This is a genomic window from Alloalcanivorax balearicus MACL04, from assembly GCF_025532145.1.
GTDB lineage: Bacteria > Pseudomonadota > Gammaproteobacteria > Pseudomonadales > Alcanivoracaceae > Alloalcanivorax > Alloalcanivorax balearicus.
On the sequence record NZ_ARXS01000026.1, the window covers coordinates 24,538 to 49,394 of the forward strand.

General features: G+C 64.0%; 24 protein-coding genes and 1 pseudogene. 12 read left to right on the plus strand and 13 right to left on the minus strand.

Annotated features, from left to right (window positions below; genetic code table 11):
• Position 1: 1 nt before the first annotated feature.
• Positions 2-1,276, minus strand: a complete 1,275-nt coding sequence (locus MA04_RS17610; RefSeq protein WP_262461869.1) for a site-specific DNA-methyltransferase — start codon at positions 1,274-1,276, stop codon at positions 2-4.
• A 389-nt stretch (positions 1,277-1,665) separates the two neighbouring features.
• Here MA04_RS17610 and MA04_RS17615 point away from each other — a divergent pair, with 389 nt between their 5' ends.
• Positions 1,666-2,019 carry a helix-turn-helix domain-containing protein gene (locus MA04_RS17615; protein ID WP_163122751.1) on the plus strand — a complete coding sequence of 118 codons (354 nt, stop codon included), beginning with the start codon at positions 1,666-1,668 and terminating at the stop codon, positions 2,017-2,019.
• Positions 2,020-2,143: 124 nt separating this feature from the next.
• A pseudogene (locus MA04_RS17620) lies at positions 2,144-2,275 on the plus strand (helix-turn-helix domain-containing protein); the annotation flags it as partial.
• A gap of 222 nt (positions 2,276-2,497) precedes the next feature.
• Here the strand turns inward: MA04_RS17620 and MA04_RS17625 are convergent.
• Genes MA04_RS17625 through MA04_RS17640 form a run of 4 tightly spaced genes read right to left on the minus strand, consistent with a single transcriptional unit; the run spans position 2,498 to position 5,430 of the window.
• Positions 2,498-2,998 (minus strand): dihydrofolate reductase, encoded by a 501-nt coding sequence (locus MA04_RS17625; protein WP_262461872.1) that lies wholly within the window; start codon positions 2,996-2,998, stop codon positions 2,498-2,500.
• On the minus strand, positions 2,995-3,828 hold the full coding sequence (locus MA04_RS17630) for a thymidylate synthase (RefSeq protein WP_262461874.1): 834 nt from the start codon (positions 3,826-3,828) through the stop codon (positions 2,995-2,997). The genes MA04_RS17625 and MA04_RS17630 overlap by 4 nt, the downstream gene beginning before the upstream one ends.
• A complete protein-coding gene (gene lgt, locus MA04_RS17635) occupies positions 3,825-4,622 on the minus strand; it encodes a prolipoprotein diacylglyceryl transferase (protein ID WP_262461876.1) in 798 nt (265 codons plus the stop codon). Before lgt ends, MA04_RS17630 begins: the two co-directional genes overlap by 4 nt.
• Before the next feature lie 10 nt (positions 4,623-4,632).
• Complete coding sequence (locus MA04_RS17640) at positions 4,633-5,430, minus strand: sulfite exporter TauE/SafE family protein (protein ID WP_262461878.1); 798 nt, start codon at positions 5,428-5,430, stop codon at positions 4,633-4,635.
• Positions 5,431-5,580: 150 nt separating this feature from the next.
• On the opposite strand from MA04_RS17640, the gene MA04_RS17645 reads away from it, so the two are divergent.
• Entirely contained in the window at positions 5,581-6,336 is a 756-nt protein-coding gene (locus MA04_RS17645) for an NRDE family protein (protein WP_262461879.1), read from the plus strand.
• A 111-nt stretch (positions 6,337-6,447) separates the two neighbouring features.
• Here the strand turns inward: MA04_RS17645 and ptsP are convergent, their stop codons facing one another.
• On the minus strand, positions 6,448-8,724 hold the full coding sequence (gene ptsP, locus MA04_RS17650) for a phosphoenolpyruvate--protein phosphotransferase (protein ID WP_163122736.1): 2,277 nt from the start codon (positions 8,722-8,724) through the stop codon (positions 6,448-6,450).
• The gene (locus MA04_RS17655; protein WP_014992829.1) at positions 8,717-9,220 is read right to left on the minus strand and encodes an RNA pyrophosphohydrolase; all 504 of its coding nucleotides are present in this window, start codon (positions 9,218-9,220) and stop codon (positions 8,717-8,719) included. The genes ptsP and MA04_RS17655 overlap by 8 nt, the downstream gene beginning before the upstream one ends.
• A gap of 213 nt (positions 9,221-9,433) precedes the next feature.
• Here MA04_RS17655 and MA04_RS17660 point away from each other — a divergent pair, with 213 nt between their 5' ends.
• On the plus strand, positions 9,434-10,096 hold the full coding sequence (locus tag MA04_RS17660) for a histidinol-phosphatase (RefSeq protein ID WP_262461882.1): 663 nt from the start codon (positions 9,434-9,436) through the stop codon (positions 10,094-10,096).
• Complete coding sequence (locus MA04_RS17665) at positions 10,093-11,028, plus strand: hypothetical protein (protein ID WP_262461883.1); 936 nt, start codon at positions 10,093-10,095, stop codon at positions 11,026-11,028. Before MA04_RS17660 ends, MA04_RS17665 begins: the two co-directional genes overlap by 4 nt.
• A 166-nt stretch (positions 11,029-11,194) precedes the next feature.
• Here MA04_RS17665 and MA04_RS17670 read toward each other — a convergent pair whose 3' ends face one another.
• Entirely contained in the window at positions 11,195-11,782 is a 588-nt protein-coding gene (locus tag MA04_RS17670) for a hypothetical protein (protein ID WP_014992826.1), read from the minus strand.
• 272 nt (positions 11,783-12,054) lie between these two features.
• Here MA04_RS17670 and MA04_RS17675 point away from each other — a divergent pair, with 272 nt between their 5' ends.
• The 5 genes from MA04_RS17675 to MA04_RS17695 are packed head-to-tail and all read left to right on the plus strand — an operon-like array spanning position 12,055 to position 16,770.
• Positions 12,055-14,643: a heavy metal translocating P-type ATPase gene (locus tag MA04_RS17675; RefSeq protein WP_262461885.1), complete on the plus strand. Its 2,589-nt coding sequence runs from the start codon at positions 12,055-12,057 to the stop codon at positions 14,641-14,643.
• On the plus strand, positions 14,633-15,292 hold the full coding sequence (locus MA04_RS17680) for a class I SAM-dependent methyltransferase (protein ID WP_262461886.1): 660 nt from the start codon (positions 14,633-14,635) through the stop codon (positions 15,290-15,292). Before MA04_RS17675 ends, MA04_RS17680 begins: the two co-directional genes overlap by 11 nt.
• Entirely contained in the window at positions 15,289-15,654 is a 366-nt protein-coding gene (locus tag MA04_RS17685) for a cupredoxin domain-containing protein (protein ID WP_163122721.1), read from the plus strand. The genes MA04_RS17680 and MA04_RS17685 overlap by 4 nt, the downstream gene beginning before the upstream one ends.
• Positions 15,655-15,680: 26 nt before the next feature.
• Positions 15,681-16,103: a DUF411 domain-containing protein gene (locus tag MA04_RS17690; protein WP_014992822.1), complete on the plus strand. Its 423-nt coding sequence runs from the start codon at positions 15,681-15,683 to the stop codon at positions 16,101-16,103.
• A 52-nt stretch (positions 16,104-16,155) separates the two neighbouring features.
• A complete protein-coding gene (locus tag MA04_RS17695; protein ID WP_163122718.1) occupies positions 16,156-16,770 on the plus strand; it encodes a LysE family translocator in 615 nt (204 codons plus the stop codon).
• Positions 16,771-16,996: 226 nt separating this feature from the next.
• Here MA04_RS17695 and MA04_RS17700 read toward each other — a convergent pair whose 3' ends face one another.
• Together MA04_RS17700 and MA04_RS17705 are read right to left on the minus strand one after the other, a co-directional pair.
• A complete protein-coding gene (locus MA04_RS17700) occupies positions 16,997-18,199 on the minus strand; it encodes a class I SAM-dependent rRNA methyltransferase (RefSeq protein WP_014992820.1) in 1,203 nt (400 codons plus the stop codon).
• A 32-nt stretch (positions 18,200-18,231) separates the two neighbouring features.
• A complete protein-coding gene (locus MA04_RS17705) occupies positions 18,232-19,572 on the minus strand; it encodes a DEAD/DEAH box helicase (RefSeq protein ID WP_262461888.1) in 1,341 nt (446 codons plus the stop codon).
• Positions 19,573-19,773: 201 nt separating this feature from the next.
• Here MA04_RS17705 and MA04_RS17710 point away from each other — a divergent pair, with 201 nt between their 5' ends.
• Positions 19,774-20,502, plus strand: a complete 729-nt coding sequence (locus tag MA04_RS17710) for a lipopolysaccharide kinase InaA family protein (protein WP_262461889.1) — start codon at positions 19,774-19,776, stop codon at positions 20,500-20,502.
• Between the two features lie 399 nt (positions 20,503-20,901).
• Entirely contained in the window at positions 20,902-22,122 is a 1,221-nt protein-coding gene (locus MA04_RS17715; RefSeq protein ID WP_262461890.1) for an MFS transporter, read from the plus strand.
• A gap of 6 nt (positions 22,123-22,128) precedes the next feature.
• Here the strand turns inward: MA04_RS17715 and MA04_RS17720 are convergent, their stop codons facing one another.
• From MA04_RS17720 to alkA, 3 genes are all read right to left on the minus strand, one after another.
• A complete protein-coding gene (locus MA04_RS17720; RefSeq protein WP_262461893.1) occupies positions 22,129-22,536 on the minus strand; it encodes a VOC family protein in 408 nt (135 codons plus the stop codon).
• Between the two features lie 236 nt (positions 22,537-22,772).
• On the minus strand, positions 22,773-23,273 hold the full coding sequence (locus MA04_RS17725; RefSeq protein WP_262461895.1) for a methylated-DNA--[protein]-cysteine S-methyltransferase: 501 nt from the start codon (positions 23,271-23,273) through the stop codon (positions 22,773-22,775).
• A complete protein-coding gene (alkA, locus tag MA04_RS17730) occupies positions 23,270-24,718 on the minus strand; it encodes a DNA-3-methyladenine glycosylase 2 (protein WP_262461896.1) in 1,449 nt (482 codons plus the stop codon). The genes MA04_RS17725 and alkA overlap by 4 nt, the downstream gene beginning before the upstream one ends.
• Positions 24,719-24,857 lie beyond the last annotated feature (139 nt).

Here is a 24,857-nt window from a genome sequence, read left to right on the forward strand (position 1 = left end):
GTCAGCGGCCCCGCGGCACCCAGCGCAGGGCCCGGAACCCTTGGTTCGCCAAAGCGTCCCGCGCCAACACCCGCCGCACCCGTTCGCGGGTCAGCTCGGCGATGGTGGGCCAGCGTGTATCACCGGTGGGTTCGCTGCCCTGCACCAGGACAAAGCGGCGCCGGCTGCGTTGATCCCGGTTCAATTCCAGTACCGCCTGCCCGGTGGTGCCGCTACCGGCAAAGAAATCCAGCACCAGATCCCTGGGCCCGGTGGCAATTTCCAGCAGAAAGCGGATCAAACGGGTGGGCTTGGGATAGGAAAACGGCGCCTGACCACCGAACAAGGCCTGCAGCTCCTGGGTACCTGAGCGGGCGGTGCCGTAGTGATGCCCATCCAGCCAGGTCACCGGCACCTCGCCAAAAGGCGCTTTCTCGCGCTGGAACACTTTCAGTTGCGGCCGCCCGCGTCCACGCCGTCCGAACAGGATGCGCCCCTGCCCATTCAGCTCCTTGAACCGTTCCTCGCCGGTACGCCAGCACCGTCCCTCCGGCGGCCAGAATGTCTCCCCGGTGTTCGGATTGGTGATCGGGTAGGTCAGCCCCGGGCGGCGGTTAGGCGCGTCGAAGGGATCCAGCTTCCAGGGGCCGCGCGGGTCGTCATCCGGATTGCTGTAACGGTCATCGATCAACGGGCCGGGGCGCACCGCGAACCCCGGCAAACGATCCCATACTTCCTGATTGCTGGCGGTCAGACGCCGCTGCTGGCGCCGCCGCGTCCGGGCATAGGCAAGGATATATTCGTGCTGCACGCTGAGGTCGGTGTCGTTTTGCCGTGAGGTGCGCGACTGCCAGGGAAAAGTGGCGACGAAATTGTCCGGGCCGAAGATCTCGTCGAGAATCAGGCGCAGAGTGTGCACCTCATGATCGTCGATGCTGACGAACAGCACTCCATCATCGCGCAACAGCTCCCGCGCCAGTAGCAGCCGCGGGTACATCATGTTCAGCCAGCGGGCATGCAGGCGGCCACTGTCATCGTTCTCGCCGGTGTCACCGGCCAGGGCCAGATAAGTGGCCACGGAATGGCGATAATTGTCCGGATACAGAAAGCCCCGGCCGGTATTATAGGGCGGGTCGATGTAGATCATTTTCACCTGGCCGCGCAGTTCCGGCTGCAGATGATGGAGCACCGCCAGGTTGTCGCCCTCGATGATACGGTGAGGAGTCGCTCCGGTGGTCAGCGGCTGCCGCAGGCGTTCCAGGCGACCAGCGGGCACCCGGGCCAACTCGGCAAGCATGGCCTCCTTGCCTGGCCAGTAAAGGCCGAAACCACCATTGTCACGGGGGTCGTTGAGGGAAAATCCGGTTTGCGAATTTGCAAAATCATTCTTGCTGGAAGGTCTATAGTAAAAATCAAGAACAGCAGCCCCATCCATATCCATCAATGCCCACTTCGCTCTTTATTTACCGACTTTTCCACGGCCCTTCTTGGAGATACCGTAGCACGAGGCAGAGCATTTTGGTTTGTATAAACGCAATATGGAAATAAATTAGAGCGACCCGCAAGTCATCACCTTGCAATTCAACAAATGTGACGCACCTCTCTTTGCTCAATTGCAAATGTCGCTCTTTGCGATGTTGCAATTATGTCATTGTGCCCCGGACAGCAGCCTATGAAACTTTCGTCATGGATATCGGGGCCTTACTCAAGGAACGGCGTGAACGCCGCAAAGAAACTCTGGAAGAGGTGGCGTTTCGCGCGGGCACCGATCCGGGCAATTTATCTCGCATCGAGCGCAACCGTCAGGATCTTTCCGTCAATCGCCTGATCAAATTGTGCGAAGCCCTGGAAATAAGCCTTTCCGAGTTCTTCACGGAGCTGGAGAAGCGTGCCGGCGGCAACCGGCTCAGTGATCCCACCGCGGCTTTCGACAAGGAAACCCGCTGGTTGCTGAAGACGCTCAAGACGGTCCCGCCGACCCGGCGCCGCCTGATTCTGGAAGTCACCGAGACCATCGCCAAAAGCGGCCGGCTGGCTTGAGCACGATTTCCCTTGCGCAATGGCAAGAGCGTCTGCTCCATTATTGCGTAAACGCAAATACGCTCTTTTGCATTTTTGCAAATAGGTCATGGCGGGCAAAAGAGCGCTTACCGACACTTATTCCATGGACACGGACATCGGCGGCATCTTGAAAAGGCGGCGGCTAAGCCGCAACGAAACTCTCGAGGACGTGGCGTTCCGGGCGGACACCGACGCGGGCAATTTGTCCCGCATCGAGCGCAACAAGCAGGAGCTCACGGTACAACGGCTGGGGCGGCTTTGTGATGCCCTGGAAATGACGCTGGCGGATTTCTTTCAAGAACTGGAAGGACGTGTCTTGAGCGACCCCGCCGCCGCTTTCGACAAATCCACTCGGGAACTGCTGACGGTAGTCAGCGAAATGAACTCCGCCGGCCGCGCTCAACTGGTGGAGGTGGCTCAGGCAATGGCCGGGTATTCAGTATCTGCCCGCCGCCGTCTAATCGTAAGGGTTCGGCCCTTCCGCCGTGAAGGATTCCCGACCTCGCTCCACCCACTGCGACCGGTCCCATTGCGGGAACCAGGCATCCCCCTCCACATCCGCCTGCACTTCGGTGATATAGAGCCGGTCCGCCCGTGGCAGCGCCAGCGCATAGATCTGCGCGCCGCCCAGGATCATCACTTCATCCTGACCGTCGATGAACGCCACGTTCTCCGCCAACGCCAGGGCCTGATCCAGATCCGCCACCACCTTGGCGCCCTCGGCCTGGTAGTGCGGATCCCGGCTGATGACGATGTTGGTGCGGCCCGGCAACGGCCGTCCCAGGGATTCCCAGGTCAGCCGCCCCATCACCACCGGTTTGCCCAGAGTGGTGCGCTTGAAGTACTTGAGATCGTTGGGCAGATACCAGGGCAGCTTGTTGTCGCGGCCGATCACCCGATTACGGGCCATAGCCACGATCATCGCCACTCGCACGCCTTGTTCATTGCTTGCCTTCATACCGCGATCGGCGCCTTGATCAGGGGGTGGGGGTCATAGCCTTCCAGGGTGAAATCCTCATAACGGAAGGCGAACAGATCACGCACCCGCGGATTGAGATGCATGGTGGGCAGAGCGCGGGGCTCCCGCGCCAATTGCGTATCCGCCTGTTCCAGGTGGTTGCTGTAGAGATGGGCGTCGCCCAGAGTGTGCACGAACACCCCCGGCTGCAGATCACAGACCTGGGCCATCATCAGAGTCAGCAGTGCATAGGAAGCGATGTTGAAGGGCACACCCAGGAACACATCTCCGCTGCGCTGATAAAGCTGGCAACTGAGCCGGCCGTCGGACACGTAGAACTGGAACAGGCAATGGCAAGGCGGCAACGCCTGCCGGCCTTGCGCCGCGTTCTGATCCGGAGACACCGCCGGATCCGGCAATACCGCCGGATTCCAGGCGCTCACTATCAACCGCCGGGAGTCCGGATTGCGGCGGATCTCTTCCAACACCTCACTGATCTGGTCGATGACACGGCCGTCCGGCGTCGCCCAGGAACGCCACTGCGCCCCGTACACCGGCCCCAGGTCACCCTCTTCGGTGGCCCATTCATCCCAGATCGACACCCCGTTGTCCTTCAAATAGCCGATGTTGGTGTCACCGGCCAGGAACCACAGCAGCTCATGGATGATGGACTTGAGATGCACCTTCTTGGTGGTCAGCAGCGGGAAGCCGTCGCGCAGATCGAAGCGCATCTGGTAACCGAACAGGGACATAGTACCGGTGCCGGTACGGTCCCCTTTCTGAACGCCCTGCTCGCGCACTTCGCGCAGCAGATCGAGATACTGCTTCATACCGCCGCTCTCCGTTGATCATGTCGATACGCCCAGACCACCATGGCGGCGCCGATCAGCACCATGGGAAGGCTCAACAGCATGCCCATGGTCAGCCAGCCACCGGCCAGGTAACCGATGTGCGCATCCGGTTCGCGGAAGAATTCCACCAGTATCCGCGAAAGCCCGTAGCCAATGCCAAACAGGCCGGTGACCGAACCCGCCGGCCGCGGTTTGGCGGAGTAGATCCACAGCACCAGGAACAACACCACCCCTTCCAGGAAAAACTCATAGAGCTGGGAAGGATGGCGCGGCACGCCCATGGGGTCGGTGGGGAAGACCATGGCCCAGGGCATATCCGAGGCACGCCCCCACAATTCACCGTTGATGAAATTGCCGAAACGGCCGGCACCCAGACCGATGGGCACCACCGGCACGGCGAAATCCGCCACCTGAAAATAGCGTTTGCCGGTGCGACGGGCGAACAGCCAGAACGCCAACAACACACCCAGGGCGCCGCCATGGAAGCTCATGCCTCCGGTCCAGATCTGGAACAACCACAGCGGGTTGTCGAGAAAACGATCGAAACCATAGAACAGAACATAGCCGACACGACCGCCGAGGATCACACCCAGCGCCGCGTAGAACAGCAGGTCACTGACCTGTTGCCGGGTCCAGCCGCTGCCGGGCCGGTCCGCTCGTGTCTTCGCCAGCCACCAGCCGCCGGCGAAGCCGATCATGTACATCACCCCGTACCAGTGAATCTGCAGCGGCCCCAGGGAGACCAGCACGGGATCGATTTGCGGGAAGGTCATCAAAGGCTCCCTAACCAAGCATCAGTTCAGTGCCGATCACGATCAGCACCACGGCGAAAATACGCTTCAAGGTGGCGGAGGGCAGGCGGTGACTGAGCCGCGCGCCCACCCGTGCCATCGGAAAACTGGTGACGACGATGGCCAGCGCCGCCGGGAAATACACGTAACCCAGCGCCCATTCCGGCAATCCCGGCTTGCCCCAGCCGGTGACCATGAAGCCCAGCGTGCCGGCCAGCGCGATGGGCAGCCCACAGGCGGCGGAGATCGCCACCGCATTTTGCATCGGCAACCGGCACCAGGACAAAAACGGGACGGTCAGCGAACCGCCACCGATACCAAACAGACTGGAGATGGTGCCGATCACACCACCAGCCCCGGCAAGGCCGGCGCTTCCCGGCACCCGTTCCTCGCCCTGCTGCTGCTTGCGGCGGCCGCTGAGCAGCATCTGCAACGCCACCAGTACCGCGAACACGCCGAACAACCGGGTCAGCATCGGACCGGACAGCCGGTCGGCGATGACCGCGCCGATCAGCGCCCCCACCACGATACCGACACCGAGCCGGAACGCCACCGGCCAGCGTACGAAGCCGGCCCGGTGGTGTGCGTGCACGGAACTGATCGAGGTGACGATGATGGTGCAAAGCGAGGTCCCCACCGCCAGTTGGGCCACCACCTGAGGGTCGATGCTCATGGCGTGATAAAGGTAAATCAGCGGCGGCACGATCACCACACCACCGCCGAGCCCCAGAGCACCGCCCAACAGGCCGGCGAAAACACCGATCAGGGCACAGATCAAAAACAGGGTCATGGTGGGCCCATTCCTCTGGTAAACAGGTCAGGCAAACAGATAAAGCGCCGCGCCACCGACCGCTTTCGCCAGGTACGCGCCGAGCCGGTATGCTAGCAGCTAAGCGGACTGTTTTCCCGATTCCGTTTTCCGATCCCGAAAGAGACGCCCATGTGTATTGTTTTGTTCCGCTGGCAGCCCGGCGATGCCTACCCTCTGGCGGTTTCCGCCAATCGTGACGAATTCCACCAGCGCCCGGCGGAGCCGGCCCGCTGGCGCGGCGATGTGTTCTGCGGCCTGGATTTGCGGGCCGGCGGCACCTGGCTGGGCATCCACCGCGACGGCCGTTTCGCGGTAGTCACCAATTACCGCGAGCCGGTGGCCGAACGCACCGTCGGCGAGCTGTCCCGGGGCTTGCTGCCACAGGCCTTCCTGGAGAGCCATCAGAGCCCGGAACTGTTTTGCCTTTCGCTGGAAGCAGAGGAGCATCGTTACTCCGGTTTCAATCTGCTGGTGGGCGACCGTGAAAGCCTGTGGTACCTGAGTAACCGGGGGCCGGCGGCGCAGCCGGTGAAGCCGGGCCTGCACGGTCTTTCCAACGGCATCCTGGACGATCCCTGGCCCAAGGTGGAACGGGGTAAGCAGCGGCTGGCCCGGGTGCTGGAGGGCGACGCTCGCAATTCCCCGTCTCTCCGCGATCTGCTCGGCGTGGTGGTGGACCCTTACCAGCCGCCGGAAGAAGACCTGCCGGATACCGGCGTGGACCGGGAGCTGGAGCGACTGGTGGCGCCGATCTTCATTCAGTCGCAACAGTACGGCACCCGCGCCAGTTCGGCGGTGCTGCTGCCCCGGGAAGGGGCTCCGATGATGCGCGAGCAGTGCTGGCGGGCGGATGGCGAGGCGGACGGGGCGCCCACGGACAGTTGAGCGGCAATGGATCATAAGGATTCGCCAGCAGGCTGGCTCCCACAGATTATGCGACGAAGCCGCTGTGGGAGCTTGTAGCAATCTCCGGGTTCATGTTCCCAAGCCTTCCCCTCACGCCGCCGCGGGGGCACGGTGGCGGATCAGATCGCCCAGGCCGACCTTGGTCAGTTGCAGATCCATGTAGGCGGTGATCACTTCACCGTTGTCCATGGCCAGCACCTCATTGAGCAGACGGCGCAGGAAGCCCATGTTGACCTGACGCACCGCCGCCTTGACCCGTAACAGGTTGGAGGCGTTCATGGACAGCGCGTCGAAACCCATCGCCATCAGCAGCAGAGCGGACGCCGGATCGCCGGCCATTTCCCCGCACACCGACACCGGTTTGCCCTCGGCATGGGCCTGCTCCACCACGTGCAGCAGCGCATGCAGCACCGACGGGTGGAACGAATTGTACAGGTCCGACACCTGGCGGTTATTGCGGTCCACCGCCAGCAGATACTGGGTCAGGTCGTTGGTGCCCACGGACAGGAAATCCACCCGCTGGGCCAGTGCCCGGGCCTGATAGATGGTGGCCGGCACTTCGATCATCACGCCCACCGGCGGCATTTCCACGTCCACGTTCTCTTCGCGCACCTCCAGCCAGGCGCGATGAATCAGGTGCTGGGCCTCCTCGGCCTCGAACACATTGGTGATCATCGGCAGCATGATACGCAGATTGTTCAGGCCGGCGGCGGCCTTGAGCATGGCCCGTACCTGGACGATGAAAATTTCCGGGTGGTCCAGAGTGACCCGGATACCGCGCCAGCCGAGGAACGGGTTGTCCTCCTCAATGGGGAAATAGCTCAGTGACTTGTCGCCCCCCACGTCCAGTGTGCGCATGGTCACCGGTAGCGGCGCGAACGCCTGCAACTGCTCCCGGTACAACACACGCTGCTCTTCCTCGGAGGGGAAGCGGTCACGGATCATGAACGGAATTTCGCTGCGGTACAGCCCCACGCCCTGGGCGCCGCGCTCCAGGGAGCGATTGATGTCGGTCATCAGACCGGTGTTCACCTGCAACTGAACACTGACCCCGTCCTCGGTTTCCGCCGGCAGATCGCGCAGCTTCTCCAGCCCTTCCAGCAGACTCTGCTCTTCGGCGATCAACTCCTCGAACTGATGTTTCAGCTCCGGAGTGGCGTTGGCCACCACCCGGCCACGAAAACCGTCGACGATCAGTTCCTTGCCGTCCAGTTTCTTCAGCGGCAGGTTGGCCACCCCCACCACGGTGGGAATGCTCATGGCCCGGGCCACGATGGCCATATGCGAGTTGCGCGAACCGCGCGTGGTGACGATGCCGGCGATGCGCTCCTGCGGCAGCTCCATCAGCATCGGCGCGGAAATGTCCTCACCGAGCAGAATGCAGTGGTCGGGAAACTCCTGCTCACGCCGGTTATAGCTTTGCAGCTGCGCCAGCACCCGGCGCCCCAGATCACGGACGTCCGCCGCCCGCTCACGCAGGTAGGGGTCGTCCATCATCTCGAAATTGTGCACATGGGCGTCCACCACGATGCGCAACGCGCCCTGAGCCCAGTGACCTTCGCGAATCTTGGCCACCACTTCCGCCGGCAGGGCATGGCGGTCAAGCATGCGCAAATAGACGTCGAACAGGGCCTGCTCCTCGGCCCCGAGACTTGCCTTGGCGCGCTCGGCCAGGTCACGGATTTCCTTGCGCACTCGTACCAGCGCATCGTCCAGGCGGGCGATCTCGGCGCTGATGTCCTCCGCTTCCCGGTCCGGCACCGCCGACAAGTCGGCCGCCGGAAACAGCAGTTTGGCGATGCCGATGGCGGCACCGGAGGAGCCGGGCTGGCCGTCGTACATGCTGGCCTGCCGCTCGCGGGTTTCCAATTGCTCGAACAGAATGCCGGACGCATGAGCATGAGCGATCACCGCCGACAGCTGGGCGGATATGGTGACCAGAAACGCCTCTTCGCTTTGATCGAAGCGGCGGGCATCGCGCTGCTGCACCACCAGCACGCCCAGCACCTCGCCGTGGTGCATCACTGGCACACCGAGAAAAGCGTGGAACGGATCCTCGCCGGTCTCGGCCAGATAATGGAATTTGGGGTGGGCGAAGGCATCTTCCAGGTTGATCGGCTCCTCGCGCTGACCCACCTGGCCCACCAGCCCCTCGGACAGGCCCAGACTGACCCGGCCCACCGCTTCGCGCTTGAGGCCCTCGGAGGCCATCAGAACGTAGCGTTCCCGGTTGTTGTCCCGCAAGTAAATGGAGCACACCTCGGTGCCCATGGCATCGCGCACCCGCTGGGCCATAAGATCCAGGGCCGAGCGGATGTCCGGCGCGTTATTCACTTCCTGCACAATGCGGCGCAGGGTATCAAGCATGTTTGCTCCTCTTGGGTAGGGCGGGGGCCAGCTCTCTCAGGGCCCGCGCATAGACCGCGCGCTTGAAATGCACCACCTTGCGGATCGGGTACCAGTAGTTTACCCAACGCCAGTCCTGAAACTCCGGCTCCGGCCCCAGAGTCAGGTCGATGGCCCCTTCCTCCGCGTTAAGCCGCAGCAGGAACCATTTTTGCCGCTGGCCGATACAACGGGGCCGGTTGCGTGGAGGCCGCAGGAAGCGGCGCGGCAGGCGGTAGGTCAGCCAGCCTTCGGTGTGGGCGAGAATGCTGACGTGCTCCTGGCGCAGTCCCACCTCTTCTTCCAGTTCCCGGAACAGGGTTTCCTCCGGCGTCTCCCCGGGCATCATGCCGCCCTGGGGAAACTGCCAGGCATCCCGGTTGCCGACGCGGCGACCCCAGAACACCCGGCCATCGGGCCCCGCGATCACGATACCGACATTCAGCCGGTACCCCTGTTCATCAATAATGCCAGTCATGGTCTTCCAAACCCGGGGGAGCCAGCGACATCCGGCCCGCCGGGGCCGGAGGGGCACACACAGAGTGTGCCGCGCCATGGCCATCATGGCGGCTCCGATACTCACTCATTAAACCTTGTCCCGGTAGGCTCGATCAATCGGCTGCCGAACGGATCGGCCTTTGCTATGCTCCACGCGCCGATCTTTCTCTCTCTTGCTTTCATGGGATCCAGCATGACTCTGGCCATCTTTGACCTGGACAACACCCTTATTGCCGGCGACTCCGACCATCAGTGGGGGGAATGGCTGGTAAGTCAGTCCCTGGTGGACGCCGCCGCCTACCAGGCCGCCAATGACCGCTTTTATCAGGACTACCTGGACGGCACCCTGGACATCATCGCCTACCAGGAATTCGTGCTCGGTGAGCTGGTGGGGCGTCCCCTGGAGCAGCTCCACGCCTGGCGTGAGCAATACATGGAAGACGTGATCCAAAGCCTGTGGCTGCCGGCGGCCGAAGCGTTGCTGCAAAAGCACCGCGACCAGGGCCATACCCTGATGATCATTACCGCCACCAACGATTTCATCACCACCCCCATCGCCGAACGGCTGGGCGTGCCGCATCTGCTGGCCACCCGGGCGGAAAAGGCCGGCCAGGGTTACACCGGCAGGGTGGCCGGGATCCCCTGCTATCAAGGCGGCAAGGTCAAGCGCCTGCATCAATGGCTGGAGGAGCACGACGAGTCCCTGGACGGCAGCTGGTTCTACAGCGATTCCCACAATGACCTGCCCCTGCTGGGCGAGGTCGCCCATCCGGTGGCCGTGGACCCGGACGACAAGCTGGCGGCGGCGGCCCGTGAGCGGGACTGGCCGATCATTTCGCTGCGGCGGAGCCAATGAGGAAAACGGCTCTGCTGGTGCTGACGGCGCTGTTCCTGGCCGGCTGCAACGAGCCGTCGGAACAGCAGGCGGAGCCGGCGCGCGCCCCTCTGGTGGAAACGCTGGACAGCCAGGCGGACCAGGCTTTGGCGCCGGCTCTCGAGGCCTGGCGTCAGGCGTTGGAGACCTTCACTACCGGCGCCGACGACCAGACCCTGGCTGCGTTGATCAAGCAGTGGCGGGCGCTGTACCGCACCACCAACCAGTTCTGGCTGGTGCTGGCCACCCGCGCCTGCGGCCGGGACCAGGTGGCCTCCCTGGAACGCGTGGACGACTGGCCGCTCTACCCGGCTTACGTGGATGCCACGCCAAGCTGGTCGGAGTCCGGCATCGTCAACGACCAGGCCCTGCCAATCCGCCGCGATACCTTGCTGGAACAGCACCGGATGGCCGCGCCCGGCGAGGTGAGCCTGGGATTTCAGCCGCTATGGCTGCTACTGCACAACGGTGACGGCTCGCCCCGGGCGGTCTCGGAATTCGATACCGGCAGCCCGATCACTCAGCGCCGCCACGATTATGTGCGCGTGGCCGGCACCCTGCTGATGGACGATCTGACGCCATTACAGAACGCCAACGGTGTCAGCGCCGCGGAGTTACGCTGCGGCTTGCGGCTGCTGGATCGGCGATTGCGTCAAGCCCGCCGCTGGACGGCGGATTCGAAAGGCAAGACAGCGGAAGGGGACCGGATGGTGCCTGGGGAAAGCCTGGCGATAGTGCATGAGACCTTACCGGAAACCGCTCTGGCACAACTGAACGGCGACGATCTCGCCCCCTTGCGGGCGGCACTGGAAAAACAAAAGCCGGGGTTCAAGAAGGCCTTGCAACAGGCCAGTGAAAGCGGGCAGTGGGCGCCGATCAGCAATTGGCTGAACAACGATCAGGGCGGGCCCTAGGGCCGTATTCGCCAGCAAGCCGGCTCCCACAGTTTTTGCTACGCAACGGCTGTGGGAAGCTTGCTTGCAAGCGAATCGCCAACGGCAAGGAAAACCATTCGCGGCCAAGGCCACTTCCCACAGAGGCTGTGTAGCCCCCTCGGTGAGAAAGCGATCAGCGCGCTGCTTAGAAGTTATAGCGGCCAAAAACGCCGAAGGTGTCCACATCATCGGCGAGGGTGATGCGGGCCCCCACATCCACCGCCGGGGTGATATTCAGCAGGCCCTGGCCATAGACACCGAACTGGTCGTCATAGATGTCCTCGTAAACCACACCACCAGACAGCTCCACCATGTCCAGGGTGCGGTGACGCAGACCCGCGCGCAGGGCATAACCCATCTCATCGTCGAAGTCGTTGTCGTCGTAAATCACATCACCCATCAGTTCCAGATCCAGACCCCGGTTCAGCGGGGTATGCATGCCGGCACCGATGTACATGCGATGGCCATCCACGTCGTCGTCCCAACGGGAGCGGTTGTAGTCACCATCATAGAAGCTCACGCCACCACGCAGGAAGACGTGCTCATCCAGAGCGAAGGCCCCTTCCGCGGTCAGTGCGTCGACGTCCAGGCCATTGTCATAATCCCAACGATCGTAGCCGAGCTGGCCGTAGGTATAGGAAAAACCGTTATCGCGCACCGGCGCGTTCTGGGCCAGCGCATTGCCAGTCAGAGTGGCAGCGGCAAGCGCGGAAAACATCAACGTCTTTTTCATGATTCAGGTCCTCTTTAACCGGTCGAACAACGCGGGCGCCGCCTGATACAGGTTGGCCCGTCACCCAGCCTAAATAGTGCGCCCATGGTGCACCCGGGGCCGCTGCCCCGCCATGGGGCAGTCGTTGTTTTATGACGCTTTTATAAAAGTTTGCGATTTAAATCCGGCGTGCTATGCCGTTGTGAGGAAAAAGGCTGTCGGCTCGAAGCGTTTCCTTCTTGACCCTGGGGTTACCCCAAGCTTGGATAGTGCTGTCCATGGAGGACTATCCCATGAATGAACAGACTCTGCCGATTCAGGGCGCTACCTGCCAGGGCTGCGCCCGTAAGATCCGCACCGCCCTGTTGGCGGTACCCGGAGTCTCCGGCGCCGAGGTTGATCTGGAGCAACAAACAGTGACCGTCAGCGGTAACGCCGACGGCGACGCCCTGCGCGAGGCGCTGCTGGAAAGCGGCTACGGGGTGGAAGCACTCTCATCCTCACCCTCGCCGGAAGAATCCGTGCCCGAGTGTCATATCGAAGCCCCGGGCCCGCCGTCGCAAGACAGCGGCGACCACCACCATGGCGGCGCTGCCGGGCACGGGGGCATCTCTCCGGGTAGCGGCGAGGAGCATTTACTGGCGATCACCGGGGCCACCTGCGCCTCCTGTGTGCGCACCATCGAGTCCGCACTGAGCGGGGTGACCGGCGTTCGCGACGCCAGTATGAACCTGGCCGATCGCACCGCCCGGGTGGCCGGCGACGCGGACACCCAGGCCCTGATAGAGGCGGTGAAGGCCGCCGGCTATGGCGCCAGCGTGATCGAGGACGAACAACTGGCCGACCAGCAACGGGACGACCAGGAACAAGCGCATTACCGCGAGTTGATCCGCCATACCGTGATCGGTCTGGCGGTGGGTATCCCGCTGATGGCATGGGGACTGGCCGGCGGCACCATGATGGTGACGGCGGGCACCGCCAGTCAGTGGGGCTGGCTGGCGGTGGGCCTGGTCACCCTCGGCGTGCTGGCCTGGTCCGGGCGGCATTTCTTCATCGGCGCCTGGAAAGCGGGCCGCCACCACAACGCCAACATGGACACCCTGATCGCGCTGGGCACCGGCGCGGCCTGGGCCTATTCCATGGTGGTGGTGCTGTTCCCGGATTGGCTGCCGGAGGCGGCGCGCCACGTTTATTTCGAGGCCAGCGCCATGATCATCGGCCTGATCAACCTGGGCCAGGCCCTGGAGATGCGCGCCCGTGGCAAGACCAGTGAGGCGGTACGCCGGCTGCTGGACCTGGGCGCCCGCACCGCCCGGGTGATCCGTGACGGCGAGGAACGGGACATACCGGTGGAATCGGTACAGGCCGGCGATCTGCTGCGCGTCCGTCCCGGCGAGAAAATCGCCGTGGACGGCGAAGTGGAAGAAGGCGAAAGCCGCCTGGACGAGTCCATGCTCACCGGGGAACCGATGCCGGTGAGCAAAGGCCCCGGCGACACCGTCGCCGCCGGCACCGTCAACGACAGCGGCACTCTGATCTATCGCGCCACCCGGGTGGGACGGGATACCGCCCTGGCGCAGATCATCGCCCTGGTGAAAAAAGCCCAGGGCGCCAAACCGCCCATCGGACGCCTGGCGGACCGTATCTCGGCGGTGTTCGTGCCCACCATCCTGCTGATCGCGGTGGCCTCGGCTCTGGCCTGGTACAACCTGGGGCCGGACCCGCGCATCGTGCATATGATGGTGGCCGCCACCACCGTGCTGATCATTGCCTGCCCCTGCGCCCTGGGGCTGGCCACGCCGATGTCGGTGATGGTCGGGGTCGGCAAGGCGGCGGAGGCCGGCATCCTGATCCGCCAGGGCGAGGCCCTGCAAACCGCTGGGGATCTGGACACCATTGTGCTGGATAAAACCGGCACCATCACCGAGGGCCATCCGGCGGTGACCGGCGTACACACCATCGACGGTGAAAGCGAGGCCACCTTGCTGACGCTGGCGGCGTCCCTGGAAACAGGATCGGAACATCCGCTGGCGCGGGCCATCCTCGCCACCGCCGAAGAACGCGGCCTGCGAACCGAAGCGGTCACCGATTTCCAGGCCCACAACGGCAAGGGCGTCAGCGCCCGCCTGAACGGCGCCCTGCTCCGGCTCGGCAACCGCCGCTGGCTGGACCGGGAAGGCGTGGCCGGCGGCCTGCAAGAGCAGGCGGAAGCGCTGGGCCGGGATGGCGCCACGCCGCTGTTCCTGGCGCGGGATCAGCAGCTGCTGGGCGTGATCGGCGTCGCCGACCCGATCAAACAGGATTCCCGTGCCGCCATTCAACGCCTGCACGACCTCGGCCTCACCGTGGTGATGATCACCGGGGACGTGCGCACCAGTGCCGAGGCCATTGCCCGCCAGGCGGGAGTGGACAAGGTGCTGGCCGAGGTGCTGCCCGAGGACAAGGCCCGCGAGGTCAAGCGTCTGCAGGGCGAAGGCCGCAAGGTGGCCATGGTCGGCGACGGTATCAACGACGCTCCGGCGCTGGCCCAGGCGGACGTTGGCTTCGCCATCGGTACCGGTACCGATGTCGCCATCGAGTCCGCCGCCATCACCCTGATGGGCGGTTCGCTGCACGGCGTGGCGGACGCCATGGCGATTTCCCGGGCCACCGTACGCAACATCAAGCAGAATCTGTTCGGCGCCTTTGCCTATAACACGCTCGGGGTACCGGTGGCGGCGGGTATTCTTTATCCCTTCACCGGCTGGCTGCTCAGCCCGGTGATCGCCGGCGCCGCCATGTCACTGAGCTCGGTGACGGTGGTCACCAACGCCAACCGGCTGCGTTTGTTTCGGCCCCGTGGCGCATCCCGCGGCAACGAGGAGACCCGTGGTGAATCCTGAACAGCTGGCGGCGCAACTGCGCTGCCCCCACGACGACGACGGACTCAAAGTGGCCTCCAGCATGGACCAGCGCAACGCCGAAGTGATCGAGGCGGCTTATGCCGCCCTCGATTGCCGCGCCGGCCAGCGGGTACTGGAAATCGGCCCCGGCGGCGGCGGTCATGTGGCGGCCTTGTTGCGGGACCGGCCGGGGCTCGATTACACCGGCCTGGACCTGTCCCCGCTGATGGTCCGTGAAGCACGGGCCGCCAATCATGACTGGGTGGAAAAAGGCCGCGCCCGTTTCCTGCTCGGCGATCTGCTAGCCCCGCCCCTGGCGGACGGCGGCATGGACCGGGTGGTGGCGGTGAACGTGGTTTATTTCTGGCAGCCGCTGGCGCCGGCACTGGAACGCATCCATGCGCTGCTCGCCCCCGGCGGGCGCTGTGCCCTGGGTCTGCGCAGCCGCGCCAGCATGCGGGAACTTCCGGTGTTCGAACACGGTTTTGCCCTGTATGACGGCCCTGATCTGGTCGCCGCCCTGGAAGCGGCGGGATTCCATTCCGTGCGCCTGGAGCAGGCCCGGGAAGAGACCGTCAATGTACTCGGCCAGATGATGGATAAGGAACGTCTGGTGGTGGTGGGCGACAAAGCGGAGACAAGCGAATGACAACCTGGCTAATCAATCTCGGCGGGCTGTTGCTGATGGCCCTGATCGTCTGGTGGTTCTGGCTATCCGGTCGTGGCCCGGCCAAGCGCGCCGGTGACGCGCCGCTGGATATTGTGGTGGACAACGGTGTCTACGAACCGTCGGTGATTCAGGCCCGGGCCGGGCAGCCGCTGACGCTGCGCTTCCTGCGCCGGGACCCGAGTCCGTGCGCGGAGCAAGTAATCTTCCATGAGCTCGGCGTCTCTGAATTTCTCGACACCGGCAAAGCCACCACCGTAACGCTGACCCCGCAGCGGCCAGGTGAATACCGTTTTACCTGCCAGATGCAGATGTACCAGGGTACATTGATCGTCAACGACTAATGTTTTATGAGAAAAGGAACCGCACCATGAAAAAACTACTGCTGGGCGCCGCCCTTACCCTGGCCAGCATGGCCGCCTCCGCCGCCAGCCTGGAGGTGTACAAATCCCCCACCTGTGGCTGTTGCATCAAATGGGTGGAACACATGCGCGAAAACGGTTTCGATGTGAAGGTGCACGAAACCCACAACCTGCAGCCGATCAAGGAAAAAGCCGGGCTGCGGGCGGGACTGGGTTCCTGCCATACTGCCTTTATCGATGGCTATACCATCGAGGGCCATGTGCCGGCCAAGGAAGTAAAACGCCTGCTGGAAGAGCGGCCCGAGGCCGTTGGCCTGACCGTGCCGGCCATGCCGATTGGTTCTCCCGGTATGGAAATGGGCGATCGCCAGGATCCCTATGAGGTGCTGCTGTTCGATGAAAAGGGTACCGAGGTCTACGCGCAATATTGACGGCAAGGCCCCGGCGCACTGAAATGCCCTCTTTGCCATCGGGGCCGATAGCATGTTGGATCTTCACTCCTGGCTGATTCTCGCGGCGGTGTGTCTGCTCGGCGCGATGACGCCGGGCGCCAGTCTGGCGGTGGTGACCCGCCACACCGTGCTGAGCGGTGCGCGCGGCGGGGTCACCGCCGGTCTGGCCCACGCCGGTGGCATCGCCGTCTACGCCGCGGCCTCGGTGGCGGGACTGGCGGCGCTGCTGCACCGCTTCCCCTGGCTGGAAACCCTGATCTCGGCGGCCGGGGCGCTGTTCCTGTTGTGGCTGGCCTGGAAAAGCTGGCGCGCCGCCGCCGGACCGGCTCCCGAAGCCGAGGTACAAGCCACCCGCGGTGCCGCCCGCGACGGTTTCCTCATCGCGTTGCTGAACCCCAAGGTGGCTCTGTTCTTCCTGGCGTTATTCAGCCAGTTCATCGAGGCGGATATGGGCACCCCGGCGCGGATCCAGATGGCCACCACCGCCGTGGTCATCGACGGTGCCTGGTACAGTCTGTTCGCGTTGGTCCTGGCGCGGGGACCGGCGCCGGCCTGGCTGGCGCGTCACCACGACTGGCTGGAAAGAGGAACCGCGCTGATTCTGGCGGGACTGGCCTTGGCGGTGCTGGCGCGGATTGCTTTATGACTCCAATGTTCGCCAGTGGGAGCCAGCCTGCTGGCGAATACGGCCCTCCGGCGTTGGGCATTCGCTTGCAGGCAAGCTCCCACAGCGGCTTCGTGGCAGGGCCTGTGGGAGCCAGCTTGCTGGCGAATTCCGCCCTCCGACGTTTGGGACATTCGCTTGCAAGCAAGCCTCCCACAGCGGCTTCGTGGCAACATGTAAATTCATGCGCCGGTCGGTATGTCCGGCCTCAGACCTTGAACAGCACCCGGCTGAACCAGCTCTTCAAATAAGCGGTTTCCGGTATCGACGGGTGGATCGGGTGATCCGCCCCCTGCCCTTCATAGCCAATCACTTGTAGACGCCGGTCGATGTGGCGGGCGCTGGCGCGTACCACATCCAGCAGCTTCTCCGCCGGCAGCAGCATGGAACAGGACGCCGACACAAAGTAACCACCGGGTTTTACCAGCCGCACCGCCAACTCATTGATGGCGTGATAGCCGGCCAGGCCGTTCTTGAAATCCTTGCGCCGCTTGACGAATGCCGGCGGGTCCAGCACCACCAGATCGAACTTTTCGCCGTCGCTCACCAGTTGCTTCATGGCGGCGGTGGCATCGCCTTCCAGGGTCCGCATTTTATCCGCCACACCGTTGCGCTCGGCATTGGCGTGCACGAAATCCAGCGCCGTGGAGGAGCTGTCTATACAGGTCACTTCTCCAGCCCCGGCCACCGCCGCCTGCACACCCCAGCCACCGCAGTAGGAAAAGACATCCAGCACCCGCGCGCCCTTCGCCAGTGGCGCCATGCGCGCCCGGGCGGCACGGTGATCGAAGAACCAGCCGGTTTTCTGCCCTTCCGCCAGCGGCGCCTGAAAGTCCACGCCGTTCTCGCGCAGCGACAAAACCGTCGGCAGTTCGCCCTTCTCCGCCCGCACATAAATGGGCAGACCCTCCAGAGCGCGCACGGAGGCGTCGTTTTTGACAACGATGCAAGCCGGCTCCAGCACCGCGTCCAGGGCTTCCACCACCAATTGCAGATACGCTTCCATGCCGGCGGTACCACACTGCAGCACCAGGGTATCGCCGAAACGATCCACCACCAGCCCCGGCAGGCCGTCGGCCTCGCCGTAAATCAGCCGATAGAAGGGTTCAGCGAACAGGGTCTCGCGCATCGCCAGAGCTTCGGCAATGCGCTTCTTGAAGAAACTCTTGCTGGGTTCCTGACGGATATCGCGGCTGTACAGGCGCGCGGCGATCAGGGAGTTGGGGCTGAGCAATGCCCGCCCCAGCACTTTGCCACGGTGATCCTCCACCACGCAGGCGCCGCCGGCGGGCAGGGTTTTCAACGGCTGCTCGCGGGTGTCGATCTCATTGGCGTAAATCCACTCGTGCCCGGCCTTGAGCCGGCGTTCCTCGTTTTTCTTCAACCGGATCACCGGGGTCGATTCACTCATGACAGCACCTTAAAAAGACTATGGACCGCAAATCAGTCTTGGGAACGGGGTTTGCGCTTGAGGGTGGCGTGGCCGCCTTTGAGTTCCTGGGCGGCGGGTTTTGCCTTACCGCGGGCTCCGGTGGCTTTCTTCACCTTCTTCGTGCCGCTTTTGGCGGCGGCCTTACGTTTCAGCTTTTTGCTTTTGCTGCCCACCGCACGGCCATCGGCGCGCCGTTTCTTCGGCCCTTGATAGCGGGCCTTGAGGGGCTCGATGAGGCGGAACTCGAACTGCTGATCGAGATAACGCTGGATGCTCGCCATCAGATTCCACTCGCTGGCACTCACCAGCGATACCGCCAACCCCTCGCCACCAAGCCGGCCGGTACGGCCAATGCGATGGACGTAATCGTCACCGCTGCGCGGCATGTCGAAGTTGATCACCAGGTCCAGACCGGAGACATCCAGGCCCCGGGCGGCCACGTCGGTGGCCACCAGGATATCCACATCGCCGTTGCGCAACCGGTCCATGGCCTGTTTGCGGTCTTTCTGCGCTTTCTCACCGTGCAGCACATAAACCTTGTTGCGAGCCGTGGCGCGCAACACCCCGCCGAGGCGATCCGCCTGCACCCGGGTATTGGTGAACACCATGGCCTTGGCGTAGGTCTCATGGGCCAACAGCCATTGGGTGAGACGCTCCTTGTGCGCCGCGTCGTCGGCAGTGATCACCTGCTGGCGAATGCCATGATGAATCTCGCGGACGGTATGCAACGCCAGGACTCGGGGCTCACGCAGCACACCGCGCACCAGGCGCTCCATGTTGGCGTCCCCCGGGGTGGCGGAGAACAGCCAGGTGTGGTGCTGCTCCGGACAGGCCGCGGCCAGGCGGCTGACATCCTCGCCAAAGCCAAGGTCGAGCATGCGGTCGGCTTCATCGATCACCAGCACCGCCAGATCCGCCAGGGCCAGATTCCCCGCCTCCAACTGTTCCAGCAGGCGCCCCGGCGTGCCGACCAGAATCTCCGGATTCTTGCGAATGCGGGCCGCCTGGACTTTGAAATCCTCGCCGCCGGTGACCACTTCGGACTGGATGAAGGTGAATCCCGCCAGCGCCTGCACCTGCTTCTGCAACTGGCTGGCCAGCTCCCGGGTGGGAGACAGAATCAGAGCACGGGTGCCGGCCAGCGGCTTGGGTTCCAGCAACAGATGCTGCAGCAACGGCAGCGCGAAGGCGGCGGTCTTGCCACTGCCGGTGCGGGCGGTGACACGCAGATCGTGTCCGGCCAACGCCTGCGGAATCGCCTCGCTCTGCACTTCCGTGGGCGTCTCCATCGAGCACGCCTCTATACCCTTAAGCAGGCGCTCATGCAGCCCCAGTTCGGCGAACCCCGTCATGCCATTCTCTCCTCGCATCGATACCCACCCGCCAGCGGTCGGGCCAAGAGGCGTAGTGTAACGGATTTGCGCCCGCTTTAAGGGGGTTTTGCCGTGTCCGCGAGAGCCCGCCCCGCCAGCGCCGGATTTTCCCGGTATGCGGCGTTACAATAGACGCTGTTTTCGGGCGAGACCTTTTTATAGAAGGGAACAGGCATAGCCATGAGATGGTGGGTCAAAAGCGCCCCGGACCAGCACGCTTTCGACGGTCTGGACGCCGTGTTTCAACTCCAGGGGCAAGTGGTCTCGGACGGCCCCATGGGAGACGTGGTGCGCCTGCACCGTGGCGAGCGGACCTTCTTCGTCAAACGGTACCGCAACGGCGGCGGTCACCTGCACAACTGGATCGGCACCCCACGAGTGCAACGGGAATGGCGTAACCTGGATCTGTTCCGTCGCTGGGGGCTGCCGGTGCCGGACGTGGTCGGCGCCGGTTTCCGCCGGCGTCGGGGGCGCTTTCATCAGGGTGCCCTGATCACCGTGGGCATCCCTGACAGTACCGATCTCGCCACCCTGGCCCGCTCCGGCGCCGGCTGCCTGCGGGATCGGGCCTGGGTGGCCACGGTGTCCGATCAGGTCGCCGACGGTCTGCGTGTCATGCATGCCCGGGGCTTCTGCCACGGCGATATGAAGTGGCGCAATATTCTGGTTACCGGCACCCCGCCCCGGGTGTTCTTCATCGATTGCCCCGCCGGCCGCTTCTGGTTCGGCCCGTTCCTGCACTACCGCGTGATCAAGGATCTCGCCTGCCTGGACAAAGTCGCCAAACACACTCTCAGCCGCACGCAACGCCTGCGTTTTTATCTGCGCTATACCGGCCACTCCCGGCTCAATGGCGCGGACCGTCGCAGAATCCGCAAGGTGCTACGGTTCTTCCAGGGCCGGGAATAAGCACGCCATTCGCAGCGAAAACGACAGCTTCCCACGGACAGAACCACGGAGTCGCCGTGGGAAGCGGCCTTGGCCGCGAATGCCCCCGGGCGGTTGGCCATTCGCTTGCAAGCAAGCTTCCCACAGCGGCCTCGTGGCGACCTCCGATTTCATGTCTCCAAGGACCGCTGGTCCGTGGACAGCAATCCTTTTCCGCCCCATCGATTCATCGATCGTCAAACCAACCAGTATGCCCATCACCGCTTGTTGGGCTACACTCAAATGCAGCCAATATGGCAAGCACCTTGATCCGTTCACCCAGACCGGTGAGAGGGATCCGGGTCGCCGATCGGGTCCGTGCCGGGGCACGTACTCGTACCGGGAGCACGAACAACAACATCAGATCAATCCGAGGCCACCATGCCGTTTTTCCACCGCCGCCCGCCCTTCGCCTTGATGGTGATCAACGGGGCTTTGTGCACCATCGCCATCCTGGTGTTTGCCCGTCTCAGCTATGGCCTGGTGCTGCCGGCCATGCGCGACGGCCTGGGGCTGAGCAATGCCCAGGCGGCGAACCTGAGCACGGTGAACGCTCTCGGCTATCTGCTGCTGGTGATGGTGGCCGGTGTGTTCGCTGCCCGCTTCGGCGGCAAGACTTCGGTGGTACTCGGACTCATGCTGGTGACCGGCGGCTTTTTCGGCCTCGCCCACGCCAGTGACTTCGTGCCGATCCTGCTGTTGATGCTGGTACTGGGCATGGGCACGGCCTTCGGCTACACCCCTTTGATCTCGCTGCTGGCCAACACTTTCCCGCACCGGCGCGGCGCGGTGATCGGCTTCGCCAACAGTGGCGTGGGGCTGGGCATGCTGCTGGTCGGCCTGATCGTGCCGGCCATGACCGAACGCAGCGCCGACCAGGGCTGGCGCGACGTCTGGCTGCTGTTCGCCGCGGGCGGGCTGGCGGTGCTGGTCATGTCGATGCTGATTCTGCGCAATCCACTGGACCGGTCCGCCACCGCCAGCCCCAAGGTCCGCGCCAAGGATTTGCCGGTGTTCCGCAATCCTCACGTGATCACGGTGGGACTGGTGTACGGTGTGCAGGGCCTTACCTACATCGTGCAAACCACGTTCATGTACAGCTATGCTCTGGAGTCCGGAGTACCGGCACTGACCACCGGTCATCTGGTGTCGATGATGGGCATCATGTCCGTGTTCACCGGTCCGCTGTGGGGCGGCCTGGCGGACCGGCTGGGCTATTCCAACAGTCTGGTGCTGGCGATGACGCTGTCCCTGGTGGGCACCGCCCTGCCGGTGCTGTGGCCGGTACAACCCATGTTCGTCGCCCACTTCCTGATTCTGGGCCTGTGCATCTCCGGCCTGTTCACTTCCATCCTGGCCGCCTCCACCGAAACCGTGGCGCCCCATCAGGCCGCCGTGGCGGTGAGTTTCGTCACCCTGTTCTACGCCGTCGGCCAGTTGATCGGCCCGGCCGCCGCCTCACTGATCATTGAGTGGAGCGGCGGCTTTCGGGCTACTTTCGCCGCCACCTCGGTGGTGTTGGCCCTGGGCGTTTACCTGGGGCATCGCAGCCGCCGTTACCAGCGGATGCCCCCGCAAACCTGTGCCGGCCTGGCCGACTGAATCCGGTTATTCATCGGGGATCGCCGACGGGTCCATCCAGAACGCTTCCCAGACATGGCCGTCCGGGTCCGCCAGGTTGCGGTTGTACATGAACCCCAGATCCTGGACCGGATTGATATCGGCGGTGCCACCCTGGGCGGCGGCGGTGTCGTTCATGGCGTCCACGTCCTCGCGACTGTCAAGGCTGAGCGCCAGCATCACTTCACTGGCGGTGGCGGGCGGAATCGGCCTCTGGGTGAATGAGCGCCACTTGTCATGGGTGAGCAGCATGACGTGGATCGACTCGCTCCAGACCATGCACGCGGCGGTGTCGTCGGTGAAATGCGGATTGTTCTCGAAGCCGAGCGCGGCGTAGAACGCCATGGACGCGGGCAGATCCGCCACGGGCAGGTTGACGAAAATCATTTTGGACATGATCGGGGCCTCTCAAGGTGGTGGTGAAAAGGCGGCCAGAGCCGCTGTTCATCGCTAGTCGTCTCGCGGCCGGGGATTTCGACAAATAGGTTCAGTCGCTGTCCAAGCGGTTCTCCGCGATGCTTTCGTGGGTCCACCATGGGCGCTGTATTCGCGAGCAAGCTCGGCTCCCACAAAGTGGGCTACGAAGCCGCTGTGGGAGCCGAGCTTGCTCGCGAATCAACCTGCGGCCGTGGTCAATCAAACAGGGAGCCGTTGTTGGGTACGCCGCCCTCCAGTGCCAGCAGCCGGGCCTTGCGATCGATGCCGCCAGCATAGCCGGTCAGGCTGCCATTCGCTCCCAGCACCCGGTGACATGGGATAATCACCGAGCAGGGGTTGCGGCCCACTGCGGCCCCCACCGCCCGTACCGCCCGGGGCCGGCCGAGCCGGTGCGCCAATTCGCCATAGGTGGAGGTGTTCCCACAACGGATTTCCCTCAGGGCGCCCCAGACCTGGCGCTGAAATTCGGTCCCGCGTGGCGCCAGCGGCAAATCGAAATCGCGGCGCTCCCCGCTGAAGTAGGCGCGCACCTGATTCGCGGCGGTCAACAGCAGGGGATGCGCCGGATTGTGCCGCCAGGGACGCGGGTCAGGATGGTATTTCTGCCCTTCGAACCAGGCGCCCACCAGCGCGTCGTCTTCCGCCGCCAGCAACAACGCGCCCAGGGATGTGGGTAAAGCGTGATACTCGATCATGGGGTCTTGTCCTCCTGGCCACCGAACCAAAGATGCATCACCGCATAAGCGCGCCAGGGGCGCCAAGCCTCCGCCCGCCGCCTCACCGCCACCGCCGAAGTCTCCCCCAACGCCTTGAGCACGCCAAGGTCAGCGGCGGGAAACGCATCCGGCCAGGACAGCGCCCGCATCGCCAGATATTGGGCGGTCCAGTCACCAATGCCGGGCAGAGCCTTGAGCTCGGTCAGGGTACGCTCCACATCCGCCGCCGGCGACAGCAGCATGGGATCCTCGGCACAGGCAGCGGCCAGCGCCTGGATCGCCTTCACCCGGGCGCGAATGATGCCCAGCAATCCCAGCGTCTCCGCCTCGGCGGCGGCCACCACGGCGGCCTCCGGGAAGGTGGTGGTCAGATCCTCGAACGGCGTGTCCAGCGGCTCGCCCAGTGACGCCGCCACCCGACCGGCCAGAGTTCGCGCCGCCTTGACCGTGATCTGTTGTCCCAGCACCGCGCGCACCGCCGCTTCGAAACCATCGAAGGCCCCCGGCACCCGCAGCCCCGGCCGCGCCGCCGCCAGCGAACCCAACCGTTGCGCCACCAGCGCCGGCTGGGCGTCCAGATCGAACAGCCGGCGCAAGCGAACCAACACCTCCGGCACCACCGGTGCCAGAGACTCGGACAACGTCACCGTGAGTCCGTTGCGAGGCCCCGGCGCCACGGTCAGCCAGCCACGGTGAACTTTGTCGCCACGCCGGATCAACGCAGTACGCCGGTATTGTCCCCGCTCCATGCCTTCCACTCCGGGAATGGCCCGGGCGGCGAGAAAATCGCGCAGCGCCTCCCAATCAAAGGGCGGCCGATAGCTCAAATGAAAGACCAATTCGCCGTCGCTGGTGCGACGCCCCGACGCGGCCCGTCGCCATGCCGAGGGCGGCTGCCCATAACGCCCCCGGAACAGGGTGTTGAAGCGCCGCAAACTGTTGAAACCGGCGGCCAGCGCCACCTCGGTAATGGTCAGGCCGGTGTCGCGCAACAGGCGCCGGGCCAGCAATAAGCGCCGGGTTTGCGCGTATTCCACCGGCGCCACACCGAATTCGGAGTGGAAAACCCGGCGCAAATGGCGATCGGTGACGCCAAGCCGTTCCGCCAGAGTCGTCAGCGATTCCCCATCGCCCGCCCCGGCATCCAGATATTCCGCCGCCTGTCTGGCCAGGCGCCGGTTCGCGTCCACGCTGGCATCCCCCGGCGCCAGTTCCGGCCGGCAGCGCAGACAAGGACGGTAGCCTTCGGATTCCGCCGCCGCGGCGCTGGCGAAGAAACGGCAGTTCTCCCGCTTCGGCAGACGCGCCGGACACACCGGCCGGCAGTACACGCCGGTGGAGGACACCGCCACGAAAAAGCGCCCGTCGAAACGAACATCGCGGGTGCGAAGGGCCTGATAACACTGATCATCGTCAATCCACATGGAACCGATCATACCCCCCGGTGCCGTCCGCTACTCGCCCTTTTCGGACCTGGAGATTTTTGTTTTTTATTCAGAAAAACTAAATTCCAAAATGACACCAAAACAGAGAAACTCCCTTTTTTTAAAGAACAGCAATCCA